General features: G+C 48.4%; 27 protein-coding genes. 1 reads left to right on the top strand and 26 read right to left on the bottom strand.

Going from position 1 to position 26,152, the window contains the following annotated elements:
- Window positions 1-302: 302 nt before the first annotated feature.
- The 17 genes from L5M71_RS16875 to L5M71_RS16955 all read right to left on the bottom strand — a co-directional run bounded on the left by L5M71_RS16875 (window position 303) and on the right by L5M71_RS16955 (window position 18,271).
- Entirely contained in the window at window positions 303-455 is a 153-nt protein-coding gene (locus L5M71_RS16875) for a hypothetical protein (RefSeq protein ID WP_158497640.1), read from the bottom strand.
- Between the two features lie 250 nt (window positions 456-705).
- Window positions 706-1,467 (bottom strand): DNA adenine methylase, encoded by a 762-nt coding sequence (locus L5M71_RS16880; protein ID WP_173244974.1) that lies wholly within the window; start codon window positions 1,465-1,467, stop codon window positions 706-708.
- A 145-nt stretch (window positions 1,468-1,612) separates the two neighbouring features.
- A complete protein-coding gene (locus tag L5M71_RS16885; RefSeq protein ID WP_263209378.1) occupies window positions 1,613-1,834 on the bottom strand; it encodes a hypothetical protein in 222 nt (73 codons plus the stop codon).
- Window positions 1,831-3,474: a hypothetical protein gene (locus tag L5M71_RS16890; protein ID WP_263220671.1), complete on the bottom strand. Its 1,644-nt coding sequence runs from the start codon at window positions 3,472-3,474 to the stop codon at window positions 1,831-1,833. The genes L5M71_RS16885 and L5M71_RS16890 overlap by 4 nt, the downstream gene beginning before the upstream one ends.
- A 151-nt stretch (window positions 3,475-3,625) precedes the next feature.
- Window positions 3,626-3,925: a hypothetical protein gene (locus L5M71_RS16895; protein WP_263209374.1), complete on the bottom strand. Its 300-nt coding sequence runs from the start codon at window positions 3,923-3,925 to the stop codon at window positions 3,626-3,628.
- On the bottom strand, window positions 3,918-4,922 hold the full coding sequence (locus L5M71_RS16900) for a hypothetical protein (RefSeq protein WP_263209372.1): 1,005 nt from the start codon (window positions 4,920-4,922) through the stop codon (window positions 3,918-3,920). Before L5M71_RS16900 ends, L5M71_RS16895 begins: the two co-directional genes overlap by 8 nt.
- 11 nt (window positions 4,923-4,933) lie before the next feature.
- Window positions 4,934-7,408, bottom strand: a complete 2,475-nt coding sequence (locus L5M71_RS16905; protein ID WP_263209370.1) for a hypothetical protein — start codon at window positions 7,406-7,408, stop codon at window positions 4,934-4,936.
- Window positions 7,409-7,420: 12 nt separating this feature from the next.
- Window positions 7,421-7,786 carry a hypothetical protein gene (locus tag L5M71_RS16910; RefSeq protein ID WP_263209368.1) on the bottom strand — a complete coding sequence of 122 codons (366 nt, stop codon included), beginning with the start codon at window positions 7,784-7,786 and terminating at the stop codon, window positions 7,421-7,423.
- Window positions 7,783-11,709, bottom strand: coding sequence for a tape measure protein (locus L5M71_RS16915; protein WP_263209366.1), 3,927 nt, complete (start codon window positions 11,707-11,709; stop codon window positions 7,783-7,785). Before L5M71_RS16915 ends, L5M71_RS16910 begins: the two co-directional genes overlap by 4 nt.
- A 119-nt stretch (window positions 11,710-11,828) precedes the next feature.
- The gene (locus tag L5M71_RS16920; RefSeq protein ID WP_263209364.1) at window positions 11,829-12,575 is read right to left on the bottom strand and encodes a hypothetical protein; all 747 of its coding nucleotides are present in this window, start codon (window positions 12,573-12,575) and stop codon (window positions 11,829-11,831) included.
- A 20-nt stretch (window positions 12,576-12,595) separates the two neighbouring features.
- Window positions 12,596-13,036 (bottom strand): hypothetical protein, encoded by a 441-nt coding sequence (locus L5M71_RS16925; protein ID WP_173497609.1) that lies wholly within the window; start codon window positions 13,034-13,036, stop codon window positions 12,596-12,598.
- A complete protein-coding gene (locus tag L5M71_RS16930; protein WP_263209362.1) occupies window positions 13,036-13,491 on the bottom strand; it encodes a gp436 family protein in 456 nt (151 codons plus the stop codon). The genes L5M71_RS16925 and L5M71_RS16930 overlap by 1 nt, the downstream gene beginning before the upstream one ends.
- Before the next feature lie 2 nt (window positions 13,492-13,493).
- Window positions 13,494-14,018, bottom strand: a complete 525-nt coding sequence (locus L5M71_RS16935; RefSeq protein WP_263209360.1) for an HI1506-related protein — start codon at window positions 14,016-14,018, stop codon at window positions 13,494-13,496.
- 82 nt (window positions 14,019-14,100) lie between these two features.
- Complete coding sequence (locus L5M71_RS16940) at window positions 14,101-15,021, bottom strand: Mu-like prophage major head subunit gpT family protein (RefSeq protein ID WP_113939668.1); 921 nt, start codon at window positions 15,019-15,021, stop codon at window positions 14,101-14,103.
- On the bottom strand, window positions 15,021-16,178 hold the full coding sequence (locus tag L5M71_RS16945) for a phage protease (RefSeq protein ID WP_263209356.1): 1,158 nt from the start codon (window positions 16,176-16,178) through the stop codon (window positions 15,021-15,023). The genes L5M71_RS16940 and L5M71_RS16945 overlap by 1 nt, the downstream gene beginning before the upstream one ends.
- Before the next feature lie 79 nt (window positions 16,179-16,257).
- The gene (locus L5M71_RS16950; protein ID WP_263209354.1) at window positions 16,258-17,376 is read right to left on the bottom strand and encodes an SH3 domain-containing protein; all 1,119 of its coding nucleotides are present in this window, start codon (window positions 17,374-17,376) and stop codon (window positions 16,258-16,260) included.
- 280 nt (window positions 17,377-17,656) lie between these two features.
- Window positions 17,657-18,271, bottom strand: a complete 615-nt coding sequence (locus L5M71_RS16955; protein ID WP_263209352.1) for a hypothetical protein — start codon at window positions 18,269-18,271, stop codon at window positions 17,657-17,659.
- Between the two features lie 203 nt (window positions 18,272-18,474).
- Between L5M71_RS16955 and L5M71_RS16960 the strand changes: the two genes are divergently transcribed.
- Complete coding sequence (locus tag L5M71_RS16960) at window positions 18,475-19,383, top strand: hypothetical protein (RefSeq protein WP_263209350.1); 909 nt, start codon at window positions 18,475-18,477, stop codon at window positions 19,381-19,383.
- A gap of 41 nt (window positions 19,384-19,424) precedes the next feature.
- On the opposite strand, the gene L5M71_RS16965 is transcribed toward L5M71_RS16960, so the two are convergent.
- Genes L5M71_RS16965 through L5M71_RS17005 form a run of 9 tightly spaced genes read right to left on the bottom strand, consistent with a single transcriptional unit; the run spans window position 19,425 to window position 26,109 of the window.
- A complete protein-coding gene (locus L5M71_RS16965) occupies window positions 19,425-19,883 on the bottom strand; it encodes a phage virion morphogenesis protein (protein ID WP_263209348.1) in 459 nt (152 codons plus the stop codon).
- Window positions 19,884-19,887: 4 nt separating this feature from the next.
- Complete coding sequence (locus L5M71_RS16970; RefSeq protein ID WP_263220673.1) at window positions 19,888-21,219, bottom strand: phage minor head protein; 1,332 nt, start codon at window positions 21,217-21,219, stop codon at window positions 19,888-19,890.
- A 7-nt stretch (window positions 21,220-21,226) separates the two neighbouring features.
- Window positions 21,227-22,828 (bottom strand): DUF935 domain-containing protein, encoded by a 1,602-nt coding sequence (locus tag L5M71_RS16975; protein ID WP_263209846.1) that lies wholly within the window; start codon window positions 22,826-22,828, stop codon window positions 21,227-21,229.
- Window positions 22,828-24,420: a hypothetical protein gene (locus tag L5M71_RS16980; RefSeq protein WP_263254549.1), complete on the bottom strand. Its 1,593-nt coding sequence runs from the start codon at window positions 24,418-24,420 to the stop codon at window positions 22,828-22,830. The genes L5M71_RS16975 and L5M71_RS16980 overlap by 1 nt, the downstream gene beginning before the upstream one ends.
- A complete protein-coding gene (locus L5M71_RS16985; protein ID WP_006087223.1) occupies window positions 24,420-24,989 on the bottom strand; it encodes a DUF3486 family protein in 570 nt (189 codons plus the stop codon). Before L5M71_RS16985 ends, L5M71_RS16980 begins: the two co-directional genes overlap by 1 nt.
- Window positions 24,979-25,251 (bottom strand): hypothetical protein, encoded by a 273-nt coding sequence (locus L5M71_RS16990; protein WP_168825184.1) that lies wholly within the window; start codon window positions 25,249-25,251, stop codon window positions 24,979-24,981. The genes L5M71_RS16985 and L5M71_RS16990 overlap by 11 nt, the downstream gene beginning before the upstream one ends.
- A 2-nt stretch (window positions 25,252-25,253) precedes the next feature.
- On the bottom strand, window positions 25,254-25,550 hold the full coding sequence (locus tag L5M71_RS16995) for a hypothetical protein (protein WP_006087224.1): 297 nt from the start codon (window positions 25,548-25,550) through the stop codon (window positions 25,254-25,256).
- Window positions 25,550-25,888, bottom strand: coding sequence for a DUF2730 domain-containing protein (locus L5M71_RS17000; protein ID WP_006087225.1), 339 nt, complete (start codon window positions 25,886-25,888; stop codon window positions 25,550-25,552). The genes L5M71_RS16995 and L5M71_RS17000 overlap by 1 nt, the downstream gene beginning before the upstream one ends.
- Complete coding sequence (locus tag L5M71_RS17005; protein ID WP_263209853.1) at window positions 25,885-26,109, bottom strand: hypothetical protein; 225 nt, start codon at window positions 26,107-26,109, stop codon at window positions 25,885-25,887. Before L5M71_RS17005 ends, L5M71_RS17000 begins: the two co-directional genes overlap by 4 nt.
- Window positions 26,110-26,152 lie beyond the last annotated feature (43 nt).

Consider the following 26,152-nt stretch of genomic DNA (forward strand, 5'->3'; position numbering starts at 1 on the left):
CACATATCCTTTTAGTGAGTCACCCCATTCTAATCAAGTCACCGACTAAGCTCCACAGTTATCCTTCCTGTCGTCATATCAATACGATCTAAAACCGCAAGATGACAATTTAAAGGAAGAAACATGAAACTTTTAAACTAAGGCGTTTTCAGCGTTTTTTGCTCACAAAACACCCGCAAACTAAGCAAAAATGCCAATTTAATACACAAGAAATCAATTTCGTTCGATTACAAAATTGCAACCTTGTTTTTACCCTCAACAAAAACCACTTGCTTTTAGTATGCATTTGATAATGCTTAAATTTATTTTTGAACCCCAAAATAGTGCATTTTAAGTCCGCCGCCCATACCCCAAGGCTTTGGCGGCCATTTTTCAGGACAACTCACAGGGTTATCCACAGATTTTGTTGATAAGTCGAAATAACCTAGAAACCACGCGGGATTGGAGGCTGTCATGTGTCTTAACAACCGTCTCTCGGCATTTAGTAATTTAATTACATTTGATAAATGTTGCTACTTGTATCAATTTGTAGCGCGCCACGAGATTTGATAAACGAATTCACCTAAATTGAAAATTAGTGATTAATCAATTACTCGTTGGTTCACTTAGTTTGATAAATATGGGTTCACTCAATTTGATAAACTTCTCAATAAGCCCCCTAAATCGAGGGCTATTGAGTCTTTTCTACTTAGTTAATACGTTGGTCTACCAGTTCCAAATGAGCAGTTCTTGCTGCTCTCCAGAGCGTTTTGAGCCTCCTACCGTGTAACGTATTCCAAGCGTCTTCATTTGTAGTCCAGCGAATGCCTCGCGCATCTCTGGTATGTCATTCACACTGATCACCATCTTGCCTTTGATTGTCTTCGCGAGCTCGGCCATCAAGGCATATTGCTCTAGTCCAAAATCTACACCATAACCTGCGGTACTCCAGTAAGGTGGGTCTAAATAGAACAAGGTTTCTGGCTTATCGTATCGTCTTACGCACTCTGCCCAGTCCAACCGCTCGATATAGGTTCTTGCCAAGCGTAGGTGAGCAACGCTGAGATCTTCCTCAATCCTTAACAAGTTCAAACCAGCTGGTCGAGACGCTGAACACCCAAAATTCTGACCTGATACTTTCCCGCCAAACGCCAGCTTTTGAAGATAGTAGAAGCGACTCGCTCGTTGAATATCGGTTAAGGTCTCAGGGTTAGTATTCTTCTGCCATAGGAACTCTTCACGGCTAATTAAAGCCCATTTAAAGTGCCTTATAAACTCTTCTAAATGATGTTTAATCACTCGATAAAGATTAACGAGATCACCATTCATATCGTTGACCACTTCCACCCTCGCCTCATCCTTGCTAAAGAACATTGCAGCGCCGCCGCAGAAGGGTTCGACATAGGTATGGTGTTCAGGGAATATCGGTAAAATCTGCTTAACTAATCTACGCTTACCGCCCATCCAAGGGATAATCGGTTTTGGCATGTGAGCCTCCTTTTTTAGGATTTTTTATGCTAGGCTCGGTTCGCCGTGTCGACGCGGTGAGGGAGCCTTGGTTGGCTCACAGGGTCTTATCCTGTGTGTTGACGGTCTAGCAGTGTTGGTAGCATTGCTAGACCGCTCTCTTTTATCAAATCTCTAATTCTACATATATCAGGTCGGCGGCTTGGCCTTGGATCTGACCATCGACGATATACACTTTCCCGCTTGCAACTGAGTCACCCAAAACAGTCTGATAACTGCCATCGGCGTGCTGTACTGTCGTGGTGCCATTTGTCACGCTAATCACAGTGGCAACACTACGCTGGGACTTAGGGTTTAAGTTCGCTAAGCGTTGATAGATGTTGCTCATGCTGCCACCTCATTACGCAATAGCGTCACGGTCTGATTCACTGTAACCATCCCCGTTGACTCATTAACGCTGCCACTAATGCTGAAGCTTTCACACACTGACTTAAACACCTCGGCACCTTTACGAACCCCAATTAACATGCCTGGGCGCATGGGTGGTAAATCCGCCATGACCTTTGCGCGAATGCTGTTTTGCACCTTATTACCTGCGTTGGCTAATTCGGCCGTTGCGCGCATTCTCGCAGCTTGATTATCAGTGATTAACTTATCCACTATATCAGCAGCAAAGTTGTCACCAGCGGTCCCGAAACGTTTCACTTTCGCTGCTACGCCCTGCTGTTCACCACGTATAAACACCGCATTAGCATCGGGACGAATGTCGATACGCTCGTTAAATTCGAGGATCACTCCATCATGCAAAATCACATCGGGAATTGCGCTTGCGGTATTCCAAGGCACGACTGGCCACTGTGGGATCACCGTTATAGTCTGAGTTTCATCGTTCACATCGAGCATGGCCCCAATGCTGTTGGCCATCATGTTAATCGCTTCGGCGGGTGTTTTAGCAGCATAGCTAAAGGCGTTTGCGGGTACAGGGTAATCACTAATTTTACTGGCGACAGTCCACCCAGTATTGGCAACAATATCGGCTATTAAGCCAATAAAGCTGCGGGCTACCACATTCACATAGTTGATGGCCTTTCGGTTCGGGCTGGCGAGTGTGGCTAAGCGGCCTCGACCTGTCGCGCTATAACTGGTTTTGCCGAAGGCTTTGGATTCGCTGGGAGACTCACAAAGCAGGTAAAAGTCATAGCCGTTAATGCTTATTTTCAGTAATTCATTGGCGGCACGCTCGGCATCAATACGGGATGAAAACGCTAAGCTTCCGCTACTGGCCCATTGTGAACGGGACTGGGAAATAGATACTGATTTGAGCACCACAGAAACGCCGTCACTCACACGAACACAACTGATTTGAGGCAGCATGAGGTAACTCCTTCTGATTTGCGGTTCGATGGGGATCTTAAAATCAATGGTAGGTAACGATGGATTTGTGCCTATCAAGCCGCCGCCATCATCCCAGTAACAAACGTTCGGCGAGGCCATAAATCTAAGCTGTATCGGGCTGATAGCGTTCGTCCAAGGTTCACTAAAGCGCAGTGTAACTTTACCTACTGGCGGTAAGTATTTACTGGAGCATACCCACCGCGCGGCGTGTGGAGCCCATACAACAAACTTGCTATCGCCTTGGCTGTGAATATCGGTATAACTCAGGATAACCCCTGTGGCGATTTGTTCACCTAAATGCAATTTAACGGCAATTTGTTGGCTCTTGGCTGCAGCTTGTGACCAAGGTATATCAAGCATATATTGCTGCGATTCTGACACGTTCCAATGACTCGCAGCGCGATGACCATGAGACTCAGGTACCAACCAATTCATATCGAGTTGAATAGGTACCAACGCATTTCGTCGCCACTCAACAGCGAACACTTCCCCAGCTAATGGAGGCGTATTCCATACGATTACGATTTGCTGTTTTAAGCTGATGCTACCCCATGCAAAAACGGCATTAGCGGCATGCGATTGACTGCGAGTACTGAGGGTAATTTGCTGCTCAATATGTTTGCCTGTCATCATTACAAGCCCACAAGCCATGCCAATACTTCCGGCCCTAATAGGAACATCTGGGATTAACACATTTTCAAAACGCAGACTCAACGGTGAGACAGCATTTAGCCATGGCTCATTAAATCTCACCTGCAATGTCAAAGTGGATTCAGTCATCACTTTAATAGCCTAAATTAACGCTATGGCTGTCAACCAATGGCAGTTTAAACCCATCGATAATTCTGGCATTAAACTGCTCATCAGCATCAAACATAATAAAAATTACCCCTGCTAATGAGTGGTCCTTACGAATAAGATGCTTGACTTGGTTATCTGCTGGAATATCGCTTTGCCATAGTAATCTTAAACTCACCCTTTCTAAGATGGCGAAACGCTCGGCAGCAGGGTCAATATCAACTTCAAGCAAACCCATAGGATAATTCGATTTTTCACGTAAACGTGGTGCAAACTTATCAGGCATACCATTCCCCTGTTCCTATCCAAAGATTTGAAGCACCCACATGACCAGTCGGTAAAAGATAAAAAAGGGTGCCATTCACATTACGGGTAATGGGTAAAAGTGCATCAGTAAACCCCGTAAATGAGGATTGAAATAATCCAGGTACTGTCCCTCTAACTGCGGGATGCAACATACTGTTGGTGCAATTATTCCCAGCTGAATCAAGGTACTGAGAAGCTGGCTGATTTGGCGCGTAGGTTTGTTGTTCTATTTGCACTGGAGCAAAAAACATATTCAACCCATCTATGGGCAAGGTTTTAATGGCCGTGGTGTTATATGTTGACCAAGCCATCTTTACTACCATTTGCTTAGGATTATGGCTGCCATCAGTTTCATGCATTTTAGCCACAGTAGCATTCTGCGATAGATAGGTAATACCTTCAGTCCAAGACGGCGATGCGGTCAGTGATGAATCTGCAACTGAGCCATATACCATAGTGATAAAACGTGTCGCATCATTAGGTACCACACTGTCAATATCGCCGATAAAAAAACTAGGAAAATGAGCAGTACCCAACTGAGTTCTATCGAAAGGTGAATCGCCAAAAGTAAAAAAAATGAACGCTGCAGCAGTGGCAATCAATATCCACTTATAAGGATGCGGAGAACCACTTGCAAAACATCGCCATCCAGCACCATTGGTGTTCGCCCAATCAGGATTAAGTGATGCTAAAAATGGGGCTGACTGAAAATAGAAAACTCCTGATAATACGTCCCCTGCAGACCTTGGCCAAAACTTAACAAAACTGCCCGAACCCTGTAGGGTAGAATTACGAAAAACAATTTGATTGGAGGCCAAGTCCATAAATGGCACTGACCAGCCAGCCCCCTGCTTTGAACCATAACCATCCACTAAACATTTCTTGAGTACGTTAATCAATTCTGATGGCTTGATGCCCTTTGACAGTTGCGGTGCACCCGCATCATCCCAACGATAAACAGTAACTGGTAAGCCCATTGCAATTGCTCCTATGATTCGTTGCCAAAAAATGACAACACGGCGTTATCTTTAGTGATTTGGCTGTGGCCAACCTGCACATTTCGCAGCAGCATAATCGGATTTGAGGCCGCGAACGTGGCGAAACGAATCGCTTCGCCTTGCTGCCAACCGCCACCAAATGCACCTGAGCGAATGATGAAATAAGGGGCATTTGTCAGTGGGTTAATCGGTGCAAAATCATTGAGTGTGTCACCTGTGGCAATTTGGCCAAGACGGCGACCAACACAACGAAAAGCCGTAGCTGATGTCATAATCAATACCCAATCTTCATTCACTGCAGTGGTGTTTTTGACTTCAAACGGATAGTCAACCGCATTCACGTTGCCCGTAGCTGGGTCGCCATCGAGGTCCCAATTGTTGGCCCATGCCGTCATATCCCGCACTCTGCCAACACGCGCCTGCAGGTCACCAAGGATTTGCACACTGGCTAATGTGGTACCTGCTGGATATTCACGGGACAAAGGCTTGGCCAACACAACGCTATTGCCTGAAAACGATGAAACTAGACCGAGTTCCATAATGGTATCGCTCAGCACAAACGGCGCAGCAAACCCAGTAAAATCACTGCTAATCGTGACCGTTCCTGCCACCTTGTTTACCGTAAAATGGTCATTATTAGTGGTCCATAGGCTTGCGCCATTGGCATCGGTAATATCAACAAACTGGGCATTTTCACGAATAGTAAACACAGTGCCGACAGAGCCTGTGACTTGCTGCACTTGAGTATGAGAAAGCGCGACAGTGCCCCATCGTCTGAACATATCGACAATGCCGTCATTGGGGATACGCAGTGGGTTTAGCCCGTAAATCTCGGCGGGGGGTAGCTGGCGCAATTGGTCGGTAATGTCATAGCGCAGCGTGGTTAAATCAACCGGATTGGTAAATAACAGTTCAACCAAACCATCTACGATAGTGCCGCTAATACCACTGCCAGTTATCACCCCTTGGTTGTCAGATGAGGCGCTGATAATGGCATGGTCGGATATCCGTTCAACCTGCACGTAAAAGCTCTCTAACAATGGATTAGCCACACTCAGGGCAAATTTAGCCGTAGTATCGCCTGCTGCCGCTGCAGTGGTTGATTCAACTAAACCTGAATAGGTCAGTGTAAAATCACCACGGCTTACCGTTTGCTTAGCCACCACCCCAGTAAAATAATCAATGGTCGCCAGCAACTCAGTGGTGTCATACAACTTACCGATACCGCTATTCACATTTTCAAATACGTCCTGAGGCACATAGTTACTATCAGCAAACACCACACGGCCTTTGATACTGCCGACCGTTAGCTGCTTATTCGCTGGGAATGCATTAACGTTTGAGTAAATGCTGTATTTATACGCAGAAACATAATAGAGCGAGACTGTGGGGTTATAGAAAAAGTGCACATCAGGCCGCAGCGTAACGGTCACGTTACCCGTTCCAACAGTAATCGACTGAACTAATGAATTACTCCCACCGAAAACGCCATAAGGATCGGTAGAGACTGCAGTGACAACATCAGTGTCTATAAGTAAATCCGCTGTGGTGAAGGTATAGCTGTACGTCCCTTCAGCACTTGGCTGACTAATTACTTTGCGGATCACTTGGCTAACAGTGGCATCGCCGTTATCACTGCCACCCGTGATGGTGTTACCTGGCTTTGGCGCTAAGGTGGTGATCGCAGGCAGTAACGACAATTGAGTTGCCGCCACAGCTAAACTTACCCCGCTGGCTGCGGCAGTCAGCTTCGTTACCCCGTGGAATTTTAATGGGGATGCAGTGTTAGATAATCGCAAGCGAGTGCACTTACTCTGGCCATTGATTTGCAAACCTGGTTCTGGTGTCGCAAAAGGGATCGGCGGGTCGAATACTACGGTACCCACTGCACCGTTCACTATGCTGGTACGAGTGACTTTGCAAAAATGGGTTTTGCGTGGCCATGCCACGTTTTCAATGCCAGGATATTCCACGGTAATACAGATCACTTGGCCAACCTGCAAATAAGTGGTTTTCCAATAGTCTCGGTCATTAAAGCGATAGGACGACTGCAGGTAATCTGAGGAAAACGAGTTTTGGTTCACAAGGAAACCGGGACCACCTTCACGGATTAATTCCCCTGCAGTGACTGACGACTCAATGATCTCTTTCATATCTGTCATGCGAGACTCATCATCCAGCGCGGCAGACTCGATCATGAATACGTTAACTAATGGGTCTATGGGTGGCTCACTGATAAACACATGGGCATCAATCAAAGTGCTGGTGTCTGGCGTATCGAGCGCAGGGAACGCTTTTACAATGTCGATACTGGATTGGGCATGGTCGATATCGGATATCGCTGAAAATAGCTCATTAAGCTGACCTGACTGCACAGCGTTCTTAGTCCGTTGGCCGCCAGCCTCATTACTTGAACCCAGTAACTCAGGCTTAAATACTTTTAAATCTACACGGGAAATTGTCATATTAAACGGCCTTTAAACAGTGATTAACTTCAAGGTTATAGCCTCGATTTCGTCGGGGTCGGTATCGCTGTAATTGATCGCTGGCGTGCCGCTAATGGGCTGTTCGCTGTAGTCCCACATCACAGTTAATGCAGTGCCATTGATATCCAGGTTAAAGCTGTTCGCGCCCTTTGAATTGACGTGGGCCTCAAGGGCGTTAAACACAGATAAGGCTTCTGCATCGCTGAATAACACCACAGGGCGGCCCGCTTGTTTGGCGGCGACTTCAACATGCTGTGAGCCATCGAGTGCAAACTCAGTGCTACTCACAAAGGGCGTATAACCAAAGCGGTTAAGCCAAATAAAATGCGGTAATTGAAGCGTGTCTAAGGTGATCATGAGGTGGCCTTAATCTGTTCTAGTTCGTGCAAAAACAGCTGCTTAAACTCATCAAGCAAATCGGCTTTCACCACATTCCCTGACGGCATTGCCAGCTCTAGCCGAAAAATTTGTACGCTGCCGCCTGTGCTCTGATTACTCACCGATGCCGAAGCGGTTTGTCTTGCGGGACTGCGAGTGGGATTAGTCGCAGTGCTTGTACTACTTGATGCGCGCTCGTTCGCCTGCGCGCTGCGTTCTGCCGCCTCTGCTTCGATTTGTTTCAGCTTAGTGCTGTAGATTTGCTGACTCAGTTGCAGTGCTTCTTGGGCACTGGCGATGGACTCTTTATCCTGGGCCGTGCGGGCAGCTTCGAGCTGCGCCTTAAGCTCAGCCTGTTGCTGCTCATAGCGACGCTTCTCAATAGCGGCTTGGTTATTATTAAGCTGATCCATCTCATCTTTGAGACTGCCCAAGGTCGCGTTGATATCGTCACGCAGGCCGAGAATACGATCGCGTGTAGCATCAATGGCCGCTTGCAGTGGCTTAAGATCTTCGTCGCCTAGCTCGCGTATATTCCACTTAGCCTCTCGGCTAATTTGATTGACGCGATCGAGGCTAATGCTTGAGCTTTCGAGTTCTTCAGTCCATTTACGGGTCAGTAAGGTTTCATTGATGATCTGCTTTTCGCGGATAAAGGCTTGGTTACTGAGCTGCGCCAGCACACCCCAAAAGCCGGTATTCACCCGCATATTGTTCATGATGCTGTTAGTCAACTGATCGACGCGGGCGTTGAGTTTTTCGGTGCTATCTTCGTTAAAATTGAACTGTTTGTTTAAGTGGGCATAGGCACCCGCAAACAGGTTGACATACTCAGTGGCGCGGCCAGTGGTTTCCTCTAACTGTTCAAGTTCTTGGCGTTGCTCAATTAAGGTTTTAGTGGTCTTTTTTACCTGTTCGTCAGTCTCTTGCTCACCATCTTCCAAGCCGCCCATTAAGCGTTGCAATATTCTGAGCACTTCGACCAGGCGCTCTTTTTGTCGCAGGTATTCTTCCGCCGTAATACCGCCGTCTTTATAGGCTTGTTCGAGCCTTAACATCTCGTCAGATACAGCGGCATACTTGCTTTTTATTTGTTCATAGTTAGCGGCTTCGAGCGCTTGAACCTCACTGAGCTGCTTAGTTTGGTCACTTAACTTGCCCTGTAAACTAATCAGATCTTGTTGAGCTTTTGCTTTGGCTTTACTCGATACCGTCGAGCTGTTCATCACATCGCGGCATTGCTTCAATCGGGCTTCGGTGTCAGCAACCGCGCGGCTTAGCTTGGCTTGCTCGGGTGAAAGTTCCTTCACGCTGTCTGTATAGCCGTATTGCTTCGCAGTCAGCTCGCTCAGTTCCTTGGTTAGCCCAAGGGTGGCGGCTTGCGCTTTCAAGGTTTCGGGTACCGCAGCGCCCGTTGCTTCGGCGGCCGTTAATGCCGCTTTCGCCCAGGCTAAAAACGCATCCTTTTGTTGTTCAATCGGTTCACGGTTATTCTTAATCAGATTAAAGGCCGCTTCGGCTTTGGTATTCACCTGCTCTAAGGCATGGCTACTGGTCAGCCCTAAGTCCTTATAGGCTTGCTCCAATGCCTCTGTGCCCTTAGCCGTGGCATCAAGATAGGTTTGCTGCTCTTCAAACTTGGCGCGCAATATTGTGAGTAACTTAACGTGGCCTTCGTATTGATCCCCCGCCGCCTTTAACGGCACTAAGGCGGCATCAATTTGGCGAATGAAACCGCCCATACCACCTTTAACGCCATCGAGCGTTTTAGTTTGTTCGCTTAAGGTAAAGGTCAGGCGCAGCGCTTCTTCAACCGTTAATTTAATCGGCTCAACGACTTCAACAGCTGCCTGTTTAACTTCTTCCATGGCTTTAGCAGCGTTCTTCCACTTACCAGTGGCGTCGTCATAAATCAGTTTGCCTTCGTCTACCGCCTTGTTGAACTCGGCCATAGTGGTAAAGGCAACGCCCGTTTGCTCACTGAGATCCTTAAGTGAATACTCCAACTGTTTGGCGCTAGACGCGGCAGCGCGTTTAGATTTTTCCAGTGCTTCTTCAGCGATCAATAACTCTTGGTATACCCGAGCAACCTCGATCAACTCGCTAATCAGGGCTAAGTACAAACCCGCCTTAGCCGCTGCTGCCAAGGCGGTTTTAAGCTTGCCTGCGGCTAAGGCCGCACCTTCACTAGCCGCAGTAGTCCCCGTGATCGCGCCAGTGTATAGGCGCATCACGCCGATGGCGGCATTGGCTCCGGTGATCACATCACTAAAATAGCTACCGACTTTTAACGCGAGAAATGCCTTAGCCACAAAACCAATTTCATCACGGTAGTAGTACAGCATAGCCGCGCCATCTTGCACCGCTGAGCCTATGCTCACGATGGTGTCGCTGACTTGCTGCGCCCATTCCTTTAAACGGTCATCAGCGGCCATGGCGGCAAACTCAAGATTCAACTCACTGATCTGGCCCTTAAGCCAATCAAGTGCACCGGACTGAGCCACGAGATCATAGAAGGATGAAAGGTTATCTTTGAGGTTTGATACTTGGCCACTGAGCAAAGCCATCTGCGCCGCTGCGCTGCCATTAGCGGCTCGCCCCATTTCATCAATCAAGCCTTGGATAACATCGCGACCAAGCTTGCCTTGCTCACTGAGTTTTTGCAGTTCGGTGGTGTTCTTGCCCGTGACCTTAGCCAGCATGTCCCATACGGGCACGCCGCGCTCAATCAATTGCAGGATCTCTTCGCCCTGTAGCTTTTGTTTTGCCCAGGCTTGGCCGAGTGCCAAGGTGATCCCCTCGACCTCTTGAAAACCGCCACCGAGTTTAAAGGCTTGATCCACAATCGCCTTCATAGTGCCGTTCATAGGATCGAGGCCAAAGGCTTTGGCCTTCACAAACGCTTGATTAACTTCGTTCAGTTGTAGCGGCACATCGATGGCGAATTGCTTTACCCAAGCGGTCGCTTGTTTACCGGATTCAAAGCTGCCCATCACAGCATTCATTTGCACGCCCAGGCGCTCAAATTGATCGCCCGTGGCAAAAATATCTTTCACCGCTTGGGCCACGCGGTCAAAGCCCAAATAGGCCCCCGCTAAGGCGGTCACTTGGCCGATCACGCCACGCAGGGAACTGGCATGATCACGGGCGCTGGCATTGCCCTTATCTAACTGATTAGCAAACTTATCGACATTGCGGCCAGTGCCGTCAAATTCAGCACTTAACTTGCGCTGCGCTGTAGTCAGGTTGTTGTAGTCAATGCCCGATTTTGACAGGGCATTTTGCAGCTTAGTGTGGCTGGATGATTGCTGCGCTAACTCGCGCTGCATTTGCTCCAGCTCTTTTTCTGCCACATCAATAGAGCGTGCCAGTTGCACAAAAGGCGCATCCGTTTGGCTGGCACGTTGCTTTAAGTCCTGCAGAGCTAAGGCGGCAGCAGTGACAGCAAGCTCTTGTTGTTCAAGCTCATTGCGTGACCGCTTAAAGGTGTTGATCAGGTCTTGCTGGTTAGCCAGTTCATCGAGCTTATTGGCTAAGGTATTGGCTTTTTGGCTGGTCGATTGGCTGCTATCGCCTACGTCATCAAGCCCTGTTGCTAAAGGCTTGAGGTCATTAGTGAGCTGCTCTGTTTGGTTGCTGGTGTTGCGGCCGCTTTGGGCCACTTGGTCTAACTGGTCGCTTAACGGGTCAAGGCTGTTTTTGAGTTCATCAACTTGGTTCGCACCCGCTTGGCTGGCATCACTCACGCCATCGAGTTTATCAGCGAGCGCCTGCGTCTTAGGATTCGCCGCATCAGACTCAGTGCCGATGCGCTTAAGCTCATCGACTAAAGCCGCAATGTGTTGCTTGCCCGTGGCTTCTGCCACGATCCGCAGGGCGAGTTCTAAGGTTTTATCAGCCATGGCTATCTCGTTAATGCTCTCGTTAGTCTCTAAATAATCGGTGTTTAAACGGCGGTTAAATGGGGATTAAAGGGCATGGCAATTGAGTACGGCAATGCCCTTGGGTTAAGCAAAACCGCTTACGCATCCAGCTCTAAGTACTCGAACGGATGATCTTTCCCCGTCACCAACTGTGCTTTGCCTGCTAAGGTCGCACTCACAAACTCGCTGGCGGCAAAATCGAGCGCCGCTGTTGGCGATAAGCTGGCGTCGAAAATTTCGAGCTTAATCGGCTTGCCTGTTTCGAGGTTTTTACCTTCACCGAAGAGCCGCGCGCGGGTTTGGGCACTAATGCCACCACGAACTAGCGTGCCGGAAATGGCGTTATGTTGGCCTGTCACCGTCACCGCGCCGCCCGCTTCAATTGCGCCGCCTTTTACGGCACGCACTAGCCCTAGGGCATAGTTCACCTCATAGTCAGTGCCCAGCACTAAGGTGGTAGCGTCTTTCTTCACCACAAAACCGAGGGCGGCAAAGTTACTTTCAGGTAGCTGTATCCAACGTTGATTGGTTGGTAAGGTCACGGCTTCATCGGTTAAGTTGCCGCTGCCCGTGTTCAGCACTTGGGTATCACCCAGCAGTGCCATAGCAATCAGTTCGGCAGGTTGATCGTCAAACGACCATTCCACCTCAACAGGTTTTGCAATTTTCACCACGCTTAAGGCTTGGCCGTAGCTGTCTTTCTTTTTACTTGGACGTACCTTTTCATCGGCATCGGTTTTAATGGCGAGCTTAGTGGTGTTGATGGGACCAATGATCCCCGTTGATTGCCCTTGGGCATTTAAGCGGTCAACAAAGAAGTTGCCTGCGACTAATAATCCACTCATGGTGAGTTCCTCTTAGGTTGTTAAGGTTTGAATCTCAAAATCACACTTAACGCCACGGGGTAATAACCGTGGCTTTTAGTGAAACGGGGTTTAACGGGACTGTTAACGCGCACAAAGGGGCCAAGCATCTGACCATCCACCGCAATGGACTTACCCACAATCGCGTTTAACAGGCTGACTAATAGCTCACCTGCTTGGCCTTCGTGGATAGATAAACGGCAAGCCAATACCACAAGCCAAGTCTGCTTAATTTGGCTGGTGTTGCCGCCTTGCGCGGTATCCGCCAGCGTATCGCCCATATACAGCACATGGGCGGCGGGGGTGATTTGGCTGCGCTCATCCACTTCGCTTAGCTCATTGGCTTGATAGACCTTTTTCAGCTTCTGGCTCGTCACTAATGGCTCAAGTATTTGAGTCAGCGCATCACCTGCAGCAAGGTAGTTATCTTTAATCTCAAACATCAGATAAACCCTTTAGACGATGCACGGCCAAACACGCTGCCTGCACTTTCGATACTGACTACTAGCTCACTTTGGCTAGCGACTTCTCCCGTATCAGCTAGCCCCAAACTGATATCGCCTTTGCTCACAGCGGTTAAAAACTTCACCACAGCGGTATAGCGTTTCTCGACTTGTTCAGGGGCTTTATCGCCATACAAGAAGTAACGGGCGATATCGCAGCAGTTACGCTCCAATACGGCGGGAACAGTGGTTAACGGCAAGGTGTAACGGCCCACGATATAGCCATCAATCTCGGCCGACGCATCACTCAGCGCTTGCTCAAGCACGACGGTATTTATTTCCCCTGGCACACTGTCTTCACGCTCGGTGAGCAGCATTAAGTCCTGTACACCAAAGCGACTCAGCATGTTGTCAGGGGTGGCGTACATGGCTCTTGTGATGGCTAAGTCGGCCATGGCTATTCACCTGCTTCGTTGGTGACGGTGCACGATGTTTCAGTGTCTTTCGTTTCAGCGCTTGGATTAGCCGTTTCACTCGCACCTGGCACTGTGACTCTTACCGCCCGAATAGCATTGACTAAGTCAGGTTTATTCATCGAGTTAAAGCCGGTGATCTCCAAGTCTTTTGCTAGCGCCTTAAGATCTTTTACCGTGAGCTGATCTAACAGTTCATCTACTGTCAGTTGGTTTAAGACTTTCTCTTCACCGCTAGGCTCTTTCACACCAGTGAGCTTGCCTGTGATATCGGTGCCTAATGTCTGATCACCGTCTGGAATGTCCACACTCCCCGACGCTGGTGCCATATCACGCACGGATACTTTAAGGCGCTGGTCAGCTTCAAACGCTGCAACTTGCTCATCCGACAGCTCGGCCAGCGGTATAAGGTTTTCGCCTTTGGTAAGCGCCATGCCCGCACGGCGGTAGCCAGTGCGCGCAAGACAGATAACCAACAGGACTTGAATGTTCTTAGAAGGATTCGCCATTTCATTGTTACCTCACTCGATGTTGGGGTGCAGGCGCATCCTTGTGCCTGCGATTCGCTGCTCAAACTTAAGGGGTGAACACCTAAAGCTGTGGCACCACAAGGATCTCGAACTTGCCTTTCAGTTCGTTATCCACGGTCACGCCACCTTCATCAATGCGCTCACGGGTCATTAACTTGAGCGCGACGTCTTCAAGAGAAGCTGGGATCACCAACAAATTGGGGCGTATCTTGAGCTTCTTACCGCCATCGCTGGTAAAAGCTTGCATGGCTTTGTAAGCGCTCCATAGGTTGGTGGCATTGAGAGTACGCTTGTTGGCGAAGGCCATTTGCCAGAAGCCAAAGCCCGCTTCACAGCGCATATCGGTGCCGAACTGGAACTCGTTATTGGTCCAAACTGCAGGGTCAGTTGGATTAAACAGGGTGTTTAAATCCAGCTTGCGACGCTCTTGGAAGATGAGTGGCTTTAATGGGCGCGTGGTATCGAGCAAAAACCAAGGTTCCCCCGTATAAGCGCCATCAACCACCATGTTGGCCACCGATACGTCAGCACCCGTTCCATCGTGCTTCTCGTTAACGGGATGGTCAGTGTCGAAAAAGTTCTGCCCGTCATAACACAAAGTGCCAAAGCCTTCGGCTAATAGCTCGAACACCAGATCGTCGGGAAACTCTTCACCTTCCTGCGCCAATGCCTGCACCATAGGTTTGTAAATCCCTAAAGTGTCATCTTCCACATCATCACGACTAATACCAATGGTGGTTTCAAAGGTACGGTTAGTGATTGAATAACCATGCTCTTTGATGGAGTTGATCACCCGCGCACCAATCCATTCGCGCATGGTCGGCATTGAGCCTAACCAGCCGTAAGTATTGGACTTAGTATTGCTTGGCACGACTGAGGCAATTTTTAAATACAGTGGCTCAGTCTTAGCTAAAGCATTTTGAAACTCGCTACGCACCATAGTGCGCAGGGCTTGTAATACTGGGGCGTTAATAGCAGCCATTATTTTTGCTCCTGATCAGCGGCGATAGCTTTAGCAAAGTCAGCGTGCGACATGCCCCAAGAATCGGCCATTTTGATGTGGTCGGCAGTCAGTGCCGCGAGTTTGGTTTCCTTGTCCTTGATAGGATCGGGAACTGTGGTGGTTTGCTTGGCCGTTAATGCGGCAATAGCCACACGCTCACCCAAGTTGGCTGTAAGCGCCGCCATGGATTGCTTGCCTAACTTGGTTAGGTAATCACGTTCACACTCAAAAGCTTTGCCTTCATCTATCGCCGCCTTCACGGTTTGCTCAACGGTAAGCACACCGTTTTCAGCAGTTAGCGCAACCAGCTGCGCGCGCAGGGCCGCGACCGTGGCCACAGGAACGTACTGGCTTAGATCAACCGATGGCGATGTAGCACTCAGCGCGGTAAGCTGTTGCTTTAGGCCATCAGCGCTATTTGCTGCCGTGGTTAGCGTATTAAGTGCAGATAGCGCCGCGACCTCTTGCTCAGCGGTTAAAGCTGTCACGTCATCGGGAATTTCAACGCCCAAGGCAGCTAAGATTTTTTTAAGTAATGAGTTCACATGGAGTTCCTCCGTGTCGGTAGATTGGATAGGTTCGTGTGGATTGAGGCTTGTATTAAGAGCAGCCAGTGCAGCCAACGATGCGAGTGGAAGCATGCCATCGACACCAGGGCGATTAGTTAACGCAGCTGAGTGGATAAATTGCGGGCGGCCAGTGCTGGTGTCGTAACCAAACACTAGGCTGAAGTACTTGTATTCTTTGGCTGTAAGATAAGCGATGGCGTTATCGGTAAAGCGCGGCTTAATGAACAAGCCCTGCCCTTGTCGATATTGCACGTCATCGATGTTGAACCAACCCGCAGCGGGTGCAGGCTGGCCATTCTTCTCTTTGTTGAGGGTTTGGTGTTCGTAGTCAATAACCAGATCACCGGCTTTATGGGGGGTATTTGCTTGCAGGGCCGCGAACGCAACGCTATCCATCAACCACTTGCCACCAGCTACATCATCAGGGCGACCATCTACGGCAGCAAAGTGGCCATCAGGCAGCGCCTGAATGTAGCCATCTTCACCCACCACAAAGGCGGCTTCTGGATTGACGTTTAACTGGCTGCTTAAGGCGGCAAAACCCAAAGCGGTGGTGGTTGCAGGCATAAAAAAGGCACTCTCAATAACATTGGAGTGCCTATGATGATCTCGCTTGACTCGCTAGCGGATTGGAAAGGTTTCGGGATTACGGAACGTAGCGTCTTAGATAACGCCTAAATACCCAGCCGTTTTTGTAACTTTCACTAGTCTTATCGTAATAACTGACAAATACCCAATCTCTATCTTTTTCGTTAACTTCAAATGTATCAATGATTACACCTTGGCCAAAATTCAAAGTGTCTATGACTTGATACTTTTGTCCAGCTGAAGCTCGGACATTCAGTTTCGTAGATTTAACAAAGCGGCAGACTGAAAGCTGTTCTTCGCAAAAGTCTCTCTTTGCAGCAATAATGACTTGTTTCTCCGTAGCAGTTTTATCAGTGCTTAAGAATGGTAAAGCTACTTGAGCCTGCAATATAGCGAACAAATAAGGGTATATAAAAACTTTCAATAATTCTAAAATAATTGAAATAATTAACTGCCCATATTTTGATGGTTCAGTTGTTTGGGTCGCAATGAATTGCTCAGGTTTTTGACTTAATTCGTTTTGTGAATAGTCTTTAAATGCTTGAATGTCTGATTCATCAAAATCATCCAACAAAGTTATATCAACAATTTCAGCTTGTCTCATTAAGTGAGAAAAACTATCTGTTGTGAGACGACCGACGAAATTCTGTAAGTTAACTGAGTTACTCAGTTCTTGAATCATTTTCGAAGCAGGATTATTAAGCTGACGCTCCATAAACTTAGGTGAAAAAATCTCACTGAACATCTTGCTGGAGGCAAGCTGACGCTCCATAAACTTAGGTGAAAAAATCTCACTGAACATCTTGCTGGTGGCAAGCTGACGCTCCATAAACTTAGGTGAAGACATCTCACTCATCATTTTACTGGTGGCAAGCTGATACTCCATAAACTTAGGTGAAAGCATCTCACTTATCATCTTACTAGTGGCAAGCTGACGCTCCATATACTGAGGTGAAAGCATCTCGTTTATCATCTTGCTGGTGGCAAGCTGACGCTCCATATACTGAGGTGAAAGCATCTCGTTTATCATCTTGCTGGTGGCAAGCTGACGCTCCATATACTGAGGTGAAAGCATCTCGTTTATAATCTTGCTGGTGGCAAGCTGACGCTCCATAAACTTCGGAAAATCCAACTCCCGAATCGTTTCAACAAAAGTTTTTTTGAATTGCTCACTCAACTTGTTTCACCTTAGTTTATGATAAACAAACGCAGCATTGAGCATAACCCAGTTTAAAACCCGTTTAAATCCTTGTTAGATTGTTAAAGTAGTTTTGCAATAAACCTTTATCACAAGTTTAGACGTACGTTGCTTTAAATGCGGGTTATCTGCACAAAGACAATACAGAACGGATGTCTAATATTTTGAGATTAGCTCATCGGTCATGATGACACACCAAATCACATTGGAGTGTTTCACATTACAAGGAAGAGCTAACTCGGTATTGGAAAAATAGGAATTAGTTAGGTGCCGTTTGTTTTACGCGCATCTCTTTCATGATCCTAAGTTGATCTAGGTGTCTTTCATCTCGCATTTTATCAAACTTGGCCACTATCGTTATCAAATCACTGATAGGGTCATAATACTGATCACTAATTTTTCTCATCGGCAAATTAGCCACTTTCCTCAATCGAATAGATACCTTGTTTGCCGTAAGTGCCAACTTAGCAAATTCATACTGCCTCGTTTCAAAGTACTCCTCGAAATATGGAGGGCTTGTTACGTATTTAGATACACTTGAGATTAACTCTTGCGCACTACGTATACACTCTGGTAACCACAAAATATCCCTCATCAAATCCTGTGGGAGACTTCGCCAGTCTACGTCCTTAGTGGGCAGTTCAAACTTGGGATAAGGGATTATGGAAATATAAAAACCGTCTTGATCAGGTTTCCCGTTATCACCACATAATAAAACTGCTTCATCAAAAAATCGATCTAGCTGCATCGTTACTACAACGGCAAGATAATACTGCTCTTGTTTTCGCTGGCTTCGCTTCACCCAAGCTCCATAGACTAGATTCAGTACAAAACCAACAACCACACCTAGTAATCCGATTAATTCCTTTTCCATGAAGGCGATCCATTAAGTAATGTAAGTTCGAGCATAACCCAGTTTAAAAACCGTTTAAATCATTGTTAAAGCGTTTAAGTGGTTTTGAGATAAGCCGTTGTAACAAATTGAGAACCAAGCCGCTTAAAATGCGTTTTAGCGCTTTGAGTTAAAAGCGCCTTCACTTAGAATCGCGGTCTCAGTTTAATCGCTTAGGAAGGCACATGAACAGACCAAAATCTACGGTAATATCTTCCCCAACAGCCATACATGAAAAAGTTATTATTCTTGATGATCAAACAGAAAAATACGAACTTCCAAAATGGATCTTAACTATGATTGCGATCATAGCGAGCATTGCCTTAGCTTTACTAAGCACTTATTTTTTAAATTTCAATGGATCATTCGGTAATCAAGGCGACTTTGGCACATTTGGTGACTTTCTAGGTGGAGTGCTCAATCCTATCTTAGGCTTTGCAACTGTTTTTTTACTCATCTGGTCGCTGAAAATGCAGGTCAAAGAGCTGGCACTTTCTAATCAGCAACTCGCTTTAACTCGACAAGAATTGAAAGAAACTAAAGAAGAAACAGCACTGAGTCGTAAAGCAATGGAAGCTCAGGTTGAACATCTACAAAAAGAAGCAAAACTAAATGAGTTAATTCGCCTATTGAATGATCTCAAAACAACAATAAACAATCGACTCTCAGGAAAATTTGTACCACATGTTTTTTTAGCTAAAGGAGGAAGGGAACTGAATCTACCCGACGAAATTTCGACTTATGCAACAATATTAAGTAATCAACTTCCCTCATCATACAAAAATGAATATTGGTACATTAGATGCTCTCAACGTGAACAACAGAAAGGTATGTTCCAACAAGTTATACACAACCCTAACCTACAAGGATGGAGTGAACTAGAGCGGGTAGTGATTGTTTTTTGCAATTTAGTTATTAAATACGATGAAATAAGCCCAAGTGATGAATTTAATTCTGTTTACATTTATGAGGCTTACGACTACCTAGCCCCTCTTTGTGAAACCTTAAGAAGCGAACAGCTGATTCAAACAATGAATGATCTTGGCTTTGAATTCGAATTTGAACCTGAACCTGAACTAGTTAAATTTCTTTGATATTCTAACGGCCCTGTTACCGGGCCTAATTATTTTCTGCGCTAATTCAAAACCAAATACCCGCCCAAGATCCCTAACATAGACTGCTCATCTTCACGGCTTACGCCGAGGTATGGTCGTGCCGGAATACCCGCTGGGCCTGCGGGCATATCGTCGGTGCCGCCGAACTGGTGAATGGCGGCATAGATTTTATTGCTACCAATGGCTGCCCAAAATTCGCCGCTGTCGGCAGTCACGCTGGCAGCTAGCCCGCCAGCACTGGCTTGCAGTATCTTACCGCCCTGGCGTTTAGGGTTTGTCTTAAGGTAAGTATCACTTAAGGATGCCCAAGCTTGACCTGTGGTGGGATCGGCCTCTGCTTCAAATGCTGATTCGGTGGCCGATTCGAGCACGGCAGCGATATCGTTCATCGGCTCGTTTAAGTTGTCGAGCTTATCCATCAAGCTAGTCAGCACCTTCATGACTGTGTCATTGCTGAGGGTGATATCAATCTTGCTCATGTCCCTACCCTCTTAACTTACCTTCAAGCACTTGGTATTGGGCTTGCTGTAATTGTGCCAGAGATAACGTCAGCAACTGCACTTGGCCCTCATTAGGCTGGCGCGTTAGCTGCCATGCGCTATTGATGATTACTTTATTCTTGCTGCCATTACCCTCGGTGCCATCAACAGCGGGATACACATACAGCAAGTGTTGATTCTCGCTGTCCCACAGCACCGCTTCTGGCTCTGCTAACATCAGCGGCAATTGGGTTAACGCCTCGCGGCTAAGTGACTTATTCGATGCGCTTTTCGATATCAGTTCACGTTCCCTTATCGCAAGTAATGCGCTGGGTTCTCGCCCTAAACGCGCTCTCACTGCGGTTTGAATCGAGGGCGTCATAAAACCTAAAGCCTGTACGCCTAAGCCTGGTCGTCGTTTCTGCCCTGGATTGGCGGCAAGGACTTCATCCGTCCATTGGGCAAACTGGGCGTGGCGCAGTGGGCTATTATTGAGTGCTTGAATAAACTGCGCGCGGGTATCGAGGGATTGAATAGTGCCAAGCTTTTTAGCGACGGCCACGTCGGTACCAAAGGCGGCTTCGCCTGGACTATAGGCCCAGCCTAAATCGGGGCTCATGCTGCTGCCATCGGGCAGATCGATACGCGCATGGGGCACGGTTAACACTTCACCCGTTCCGCGCGCGACTGTCTCAGTGTCAAAGCGCTGGATATAACCTTCGCCATTTTCCACTGTGATCCCCATCGCCTTCACTTGCGCCTCGGTGAGCGCCCGAACGCGGCAACGACAGCCCCAGCCATTGGGAGGATAAATGATGTCCCATATTGGATCGTCAAAGCGGAACACTTTACCCCTAAGCCGCGCATGGGCTGGCCGTGTTTGGCCGTCATCTATCGCCACATACTGCCAATAGGGGTGGGTTTTAGTGCGCGATAACATGCGCCGATAGCGCCCAGCCATGTAAGCGGTTTGCAGGTTTTGACGATAGATAGTGTTTAAGCGGTAGGGACTCCCCAGCTGTACCTCGCGGCCATCGACGTCCTTTTTACCCCACCATCCGAGCTTTTCGAGCTGCGGTTTAAGGTTTGCCTGAAACTGCTTAGCGGTTAACCCTTGGCTTAGGGCTGCATCCACTTCATTACGGATCGCCGTGAGCACATCCATCTGTACCGCCTTGGCCACAGTAAAGGCTCGGGCGTGGGTGCGAGTCCACACGTCTTGCCAATCGTCACTGATGGCAAAGCCTTTGGCACGAAAATAGGCCACCGCATCGGCGGGGGCTTGGTTAATGGCAATGCTTAAATCAACGGTTTTAGGCACTTTGGGTTTAAGCACTTGGGGTTTAGGCATTAGTCATGCCCCACAGTTCAGCGACAAACATTAACCGCGCGAGCATTTCGGTAAGCTGCTCGGTATCCATGGCGGGATAGTCCTGTTCCAGTTGCGCACGCAGCTGCTCCGGCTCGCTCTGCAGTTGTGCCAGTAATGGCTCTACCATCGCCATATAGACTTCGCTCATTTGACCTTGAGTGAGTGCATCCAATGCCTTATCTAAGGCGGTTTTGCTCGGTTCACTCAACGGGGCATCCGGCTGCTTCGCGGCTAAAGCCGCCAATGCCGTCTGCTGATTGTCATTACCGCCTGCAGCGCTGGCATTGGGGTCTTCTTGCTGGATCACCAGCACGGCTTCGCCATTAGCGGGCTTAGGGATACGGGTCTTTTCATGCAGCCAGTTTTGTGGGATCTGCATGCCCATGCTGACGAACGCACGCAGCGGATACGCTAAGGCCCGTAAGTCTTCGGCCTCTGTGGTATCAAAGACTAAACGTGGATGACGACGGTGGCTTTGATAACTCTTGCAGTTAAGCGCATATAAGGGGGCTACTAAGTCGCGGGTTAAGGTTTCGGCAATCAGGCTAAGGTCGGCATCACGTAGCTCTTGGCGCACTTCGTTATGCACATTACCCAATGCATTGGTGGAGCTTTTGCCATCGGCTTGGCTGGTCAAGGTGCCGCCTAAAATCACCTTGCTCATGGTCTTTTCAGCCCAGCTAATCATCAAATCAAAGGGATCGGCTTGACCTGTGGCGGCACTCTCAAAATCCATCACCATGCCCTTGGGCATAATGCCACCCGCGTTATGGCCAATGCTCATCACTGCATTTAACAGGGCGCGCTTTTCCTCATCGCTGGCACCCGCTGGATACTGACCAATACGCAGCGGCAAACCGTATATCTCAAGGAACTCGGCTAAGTCGCGCACACTGTAGTTTTTAAAAATAAACGGCCAGATTAACTGACGCACTAAACCACTGCGGCTGACATAGCCCGACTTGGCAGGATGAATATGTTTGATCCAACCAAAGGGCCACAGGTCTGCGCCATTGACCGTGGCATCACGCAGGCGCAGTTCGTTGCGCCGCTCAGGATTAGTCATAAACCAAGACGGATCGCGATACTCTGGCACTTCAATAAACCATTCGCCTAGCTCTCGCGTCCAGGCTAACTCGTGCATGCTAAAGCCCTTGAGAATGGCATCACTCATTGACTTAATGAGCGTCTTTATCCAGTTACCTTCCTCAAGCATTTCTTGCAGATATTCAGTGTCGACCTTTTCCTGTGGCGTCGGATTACGGGGTGGCACTAAGTAATAGTCCACGCCGATCAACGCCCGTTTGCGCTTGTCTAACTCGGCATATAGGTGGCCGTCTTTCTCTTCGATATCTTCAGCCAGTTCACATTGGGCAATGAGATCGCCTTGCTCGGCGGCCTGCAAAATATTGGCTGCACTGGCGGGCGTCAAGCCGCTACTTGGGTGCTGGCTAAAGGTACGTTGAAGGCCAATTAAACGCACATCGTCGGTCTGCAGTGCTTTGGCTTCACGCTGTTTAAACGGCCGACCACTGGCGTCCAAAATACGTGATTCAGTTGTTTTTTCTTGCATTACCAGCAACCTCGCTGCGTTTGATGATCATCATCCTCATGGGCACTTGCATGGGCATTCGGATTACGGTGATCACTTCTAGGAATGGGGGTGAACTCTATGGGGGCACCGTCTAAGGTGGAGGCGTATACCATCAAGAACAGGCTGATCGCGGCATCCCCATGGCGTTCTTTTTCTTGGCCTGTGCGTACATCTCCAAGGCATGGCGTACCTCGACGGTTAATGCTTAAGGCCCGCAGGTCAGTACTGGTGTCGTCATCCCTTGGGATAGTGATTAAGCCGTCTTCAAAGTGACTTTTAAAACGTGGCATTTGCTCGCGGTAAAAGGACTCAGACAGCATCACGCAGGCGATCACTTCACTACCGTATTTATCCTGGGCGTATTCAGCTAGCGCTTGGCCGTTACCGCGTGCATCCATCGCGCCGCCCCTCAGCCGTGGCAAGCGGTCCACAATGTAAAACAGGATCTGCTCTTGCTGGCGAAAGGGAATGTTTTTAAGCTCGACCTGTAACTTGGTTTTGATGTGGAGATCTTGGGCGATTTCCCCCACGTCAATCACAGTTAAGTCACCACTACGGGCAAAGTCTTCACCAAAGCAATGGGGGCGTGCAGGGTCTAAGCTATCGAGAACCGGCTTTAGTTCATCCTCACACCACTTAAGGATCTCCGCCGCCCGTAAACCCTCTGGCCATTGTCCAAAAGCATCGTCTTTTTTAAGGCGAATAACGGGGCCGCTATCTGTCACGCTGGCCATGCGGGCTTCGATTAACGCGCGGTTAAGATAAGAACCACCGCCAGACTTAGGCACGCAAAAGTATTCTTCTAACGCGTCCTCTTCAGTGGCAGTGGCTTTGAGTAATTTTGCTTTCCAGTCATCCTCGGCCGCTTGGCTCCATTCGATGCCGCGCACTTGGCAAATACGCTTATACAGCCCCTCATTACAGGCATCATCTAAGGTGACACGGTGAATGGAGTAATCTTTTTTACCCGCACGGGAATCATTAATCAGCTCATTGAACTGGTTATCAATGCCATTATGGGTGGAGATCAAGCGTACCTTCGCGCCCCACATGGTCAGCGCCAATGCCGCTTTTAGCACTTCGGCCAAGCGCTCGTGAAACGCGGCTTCATCAATGGTCACATTGCCTTGCATACCGCGCAGGTTCGAGGGATTACTCGATAGCGCCTGCACCTTGAAACCTGAGGCAAAGTAAATGGCAAAGGTCAGGATCTCTTTACCGTCTTGGCCTTCATCAACAAACACTTCTTCTTGGATTTCGCCTGCGGCCTTATCAAATACTTTGGCCCACATGGCCGCAGCGTCGATAAATTCCCGCGCCATCTCCTTGTTACTGCCCACATAAAAATGGTTAGTTCCGCCTTGGCCACGGGCAGCGCCTGCAGTTAAAGAAGCATCGGCAGCTTCGGCCCAAGTGAGTCCAGTTCGGCGCGACTTTTCGGCAATTTTCAGCGGTGACTCGTCGGCTATCCAGCGTTTCTGATAACCGAGCAGCACCTCTTTAGGATCAAAGATGCTGAGATAACTGGCCTCAAGCGCAGGATCAAAGACGGGTTTAATGAGGCAGCTCATCATGCAATCCCCAAGATTTCACGTTTAAGCAAGGCAACTGCATCACTGGTTAAGCCTGCGGTTTTCGCGACCTTCTCGGCAGCATTAGCTGCTTCGGCCGCGAACGCAGTGCGGATCTCTTTCTCCCGCTTATGGCTGGCCATGGCAGCAGACTCCAAACGCTGCACCGCTAACATGGCATCTTTAATCATGCCCACGTCGGCACCTTCACCCGTTTCATCTTGGTTTAATAGGGCTTTAAACAGCTGCGAACGCGCCATTTCGAGAATGAGTTTAGTCACTTCACCCGTGGGCTTGTCACCCAGTTCTGCAGTCCACACTTGGGTGATCTCACGCATTTCTCGCAGGGATTTACCCACTGCCTCCATCTTGGTTGCATAGCGGTTGATGCCTGCGCGGGAAAGCTGCTGTTCTTCTGGTAGCCCTGCGGCTTTAATCAGCGCATTGATTTCATCGAGCAAATCAATCTGCTGAATCGAGCCATTACGCAGCCCCGCATCGAGCTTCTTGCGAATAGGATCAGGCAGTAAATCCACCTTAGAGCGGCGGCCTCGGGTTTCACTCGCCATTGTCAGCTCCTTTAGAAGACTTTATCGACGCAGCAATGTCCTTCTGCGCTTGAGCCATGGCTTTTTGCAAAGCTCTTTCGGCCTGTGCAACTTGGGGCACTTTGGCGAAATACATCTTGCGGAACTCACCTTCGATATACCGCTTACCTTCTTTTTTCATCATTGGTTTAATGACTTGGTTTTCTACATCAGCGGTAACCAAAGCGAGAGCTAAGTGATAAAGCACGTTTTTTTGTCCAGCGGTTAACGGTTTAACGGCCATGGCTATTCTCCCGCTCTTGGGCGTTTAACCCCTGGTACTACCGCGCGGCCTGTCGCCACATCTTGGCCGCGACCTGTTAGCGTTGCCGTGGTCACTTTGCCCACTAACTCGGTTTTAATCAGCCCTTGCTCATTAAGCCAAGCGAGCTGCACCAGCAAGGCATCGCGGCTAATGTCGAGGCCGTAGGCATTTAAGCCATCTTGTAAGATGGACTCATTGAGTGCGAAGGCTCCCGCCTCTGTCAGTAATCGAAGCACCACAAGGCGTTGGTGCTCATTGATAATTTGCTGCATCGCCATTATTGGTGGCCTCCTTTCAGTTCGTTTTCGAGAAGCATGTCGGTCTTGGTTTCTAAGCGCCTAATGCCTTGTTCCATTGCGCCAAAGCGCTCACCTAAACCTGTGAGGGTTTTATCGAGCGCATGCAGTTCGTCACGGGTCGGCATGTACTCCAATTGCATTTCAGTTTCGCTAAGGCGCTTGTCGATTTCCGCCACCTTTTGGATCACTTTTTCATGCTCAATCCGTGGAGTAAATCGCGTGCTAAACCACGCCATCAGCAGTGCACACAAAACGCTAATCACGCTGCCAATGAAGCCCCAATACTTACCAAAATATTCAAATAGCGATTCGATCATAAACGCTTCCCATAGCGCATCTTCTGGCGCTTATCATCATCTTCTTGGCAACTGATACAGCGTAACTCGTTAAGCCGCTGTGGCTCATTTGGCTCTAAGCAATCAATACAGATGCCATTGCCAGTGCTGTGTTGTTTGTGCCTGGCGGCATCCCGTACTGCATCAACACAGGCAGCTCGCTCGCGGGTTTCCATATTGCTAGCCCAATCGTTTTCGTCCATGCCTATCCCTTATTTATGGCTTATTTTGTTTGGTCTGTTTGAT

The organism is Shewanella sp. SW1 (genome assembly GCF_025653545.1).
Lineage (GTDB): Bacteria > Pseudomonadota > Gammaproteobacteria > Enterobacterales > Shewanellaceae > Shewanella > Shewanella oncorhynchi.

What these genes read in the sequence shown, in the direction of transcription:
- L5M71_RS16875 (WP_158497640.1), bottom strand. Translation starts at nt 455, where the DNA reads ATGACAGCCTCCAATCCCGCGTGGTTTCTAGGTTATTTCGACTTATCA.
- L5M71_RS16880 (WP_173244974.1), bottom strand. Translation starts at nt 1,467, where the DNA reads ATGCCAAAACCGATTATCCCTTGGATGGGCGGTAAGCGTAGATTAGTT.
- L5M71_RS16885 (WP_263209378.1), bottom strand. Translation starts at nt 1,834, where the DNA reads ATGAGCAACATCTATCAACGCTTAGCGAACTTAAACCCTAAGTCCCAG.
- L5M71_RS16890 (WP_263220671.1), bottom strand. Translation starts at nt 3,474, where the DNA reads ATGATGACAGGCAAACATATTGAGCAGCAAATTACCCTCAGTACTCGC.
- L5M71_RS16895 (WP_263209374.1), bottom strand. Translation starts at nt 3,925, where the DNA reads ATGCCTGATAAGTTTGCACCACGTTTACGTGAAAAATCGAATTATCCT.
- L5M71_RS16900 (WP_263209372.1), bottom strand. Translation starts at nt 4,922, where the DNA reads ATGGGCTTACCAGTTACTGTTTATCGTTGGGATGATGCGGGTGCACCG.
- L5M71_RS16905 (WP_263209370.1), bottom strand. Translation starts at nt 7,408, where the DNA reads ATGACAATTTCCCGTGTAGATTTAAAAGTATTTAAGCCTGAGTTACTG.
- L5M71_RS16910 (WP_263209368.1), bottom strand. Translation starts at nt 7,786, where the DNA reads ATGATCACCTTAGACACGCTTCAATTACCGCATTTTATTTGGCTTAAC.
- L5M71_RS16915 (WP_263209366.1), bottom strand. Translation starts at nt 11,709, where the DNA reads ATGGCTGATAAAACCTTAGAACTCGCCCTGCGGATCGTGGCAGAAGCC.
- L5M71_RS16920 (WP_263209364.1), bottom strand. Translation starts at nt 12,575, where the DNA reads ATGAGTGGATTATTAGTCGCAGGCAACTTCTTTGTTGACCGCTTAAAT.
- L5M71_RS16925 (WP_173497609.1), bottom strand. Translation starts at nt 13,036, where the DNA reads ATGTTTGAGATTAAAGATAACTACCTTGCTGCAGGTGATGCGCTGACT.
- L5M71_RS16930 (WP_263209362.1), bottom strand. Translation starts at nt 13,491, where the DNA reads ATGGCCGACTTAGCCATCACAAGAGCCATGTACGCCACCCCTGACAAC.
- L5M71_RS16935 (WP_263209360.1), bottom strand. Translation starts at nt 14,018, where the DNA reads ATGGCGAATCCTTCTAAGAACATTCAAGTCCTGTTGGTTATCTGTCTT.
- L5M71_RS16940 (WP_113939668.1), bottom strand. Translation starts at nt 15,021, where the DNA reads ATGGCTGCTATTAACGCCCCAGTATTACAAGCCCTGCGCACTATGGTG.
- L5M71_RS16945 (WP_263209356.1), bottom strand. Translation starts at nt 16,178, where the DNA reads ATGCCTGCAACCACCACCGCTTTGGGTTTTGCCGCCTTAAGCAGCCAG.
- L5M71_RS16955 (WP_263209352.1), bottom strand. Translation starts at nt 18,271, where the DNA reads ATGGAAAAGGAATTAATCGGATTACTAGGTGTGGTTGTTGGTTTTGTA.
- L5M71_RS16960 (WP_263209350.1), top strand. Translation starts at nt 18,475, where the DNA reads ATGAACAGACCAAAATCTACGGTAATATCTTCCCCAACAGCCATACAT.
- L5M71_RS16965 (WP_263209348.1), bottom strand. Translation starts at nt 19,883, where the DNA reads ATGAGCAAGATTGATATCACCCTCAGCAATGACACAGTCATGAAGGTG.
- L5M71_RS16975 (WP_263209846.1), bottom strand. Translation starts at nt 22,828, where the DNA reads ATGCAAGAAAAAACAACTGAATCACGTATTTTGGACGCCAGTGGTCGG.
- L5M71_RS16980 (WP_263254549.1), bottom strand. Translation starts at nt 24,420, where the DNA reads ATGAGCTGCCTCATTAAACCCGTCTTTGATCCTGCGCTTGAGGCCAGT.
- L5M71_RS16985 (WP_006087223.1), bottom strand. Translation starts at nt 24,989, where the DNA reads ATGGCGAGTGAAACCCGAGGCCGCCGCTCTAAGGTGGATTTACTGCCT.
- L5M71_RS16990 (WP_168825184.1), bottom strand. Translation starts at nt 25,251, where the DNA reads ATGGCCGTTAAACCGTTAACCGCTGGACAAAAAAACGTGCTTTATCAC.
- L5M71_RS16995 (WP_006087224.1), bottom strand. Translation starts at nt 25,550, where the DNA reads ATGGCGATGCAGCAAATTATCAATGAGCACCAACGCCTTGTGGTGCTT.
- L5M71_RS17000 (WP_006087225.1), bottom strand. Translation starts at nt 25,888, where the DNA reads ATGATCGAATCGCTATTTGAATATTTTGGTAAGTATTGGGGCTTCATT.
- L5M71_RS17005 (WP_263209853.1), bottom strand. Translation starts at nt 26,109, where the DNA reads ATGGACGAAAACGATTGGGCTAGCAATATGGAAACCCGCGAGCGAGCT.